Raw genomic sequence first — 308 nt, 5'->3', positions numbered from 1 at the left:
CGAGGGATTTGATGACCGGGAAACGGGCTGCGGCAATACGCCGTTGAATGGAGCGGGTGTTGCGTTCTTCGATTTCACCCTGGATAAGGTTCTCGAGGTAATCGATGCAGGACCAGGAGCGCTCTCCCACCACCTTGGACAAGGCGGTGTAATGTTGGCGTGTATAAGGCAGATGCAAGCTTTCGAGATGGCTATCGAGGGGATCGGTCATGGTCAGTGCTCCTCATAGAGAGAAAGGTCTGGGGGAGAGATATCGATCTCAAGCAGATCCTGATGGCGAGTGAGGTGCAAGGGGCCAGGTTCTGGCA

Annotated in this window: 1 protein-coding gene; it reads right to left on the bottom strand. The window is 55.2% G+C overall.

All coding sequences use genetic code 11. The features are described 5' to 3' along the window. The coding region (locus IV91_RS0115165) for an ATP-binding protein (RefSeq protein ID WP_031599612.1) at nucleotides 1-211 on the bottom strand (211 nt) is incomplete at its 3' end. Nucleotides 212-308 lie beyond the last annotated feature (97 nt).

Origin of the sequence: Ferrovum myxofaciens, assembly GCF_000735045.1 — a bacterium.
Taxonomy (GTDB): Bacteria; Pseudomonadota; Gammaproteobacteria; order Burkholderiales; family Ferrovaceae; genus Ferrovum; species Ferrovum myxofaciens.
This window is presented reverse-complemented; position numbering and strand designations above follow the sequence as displayed.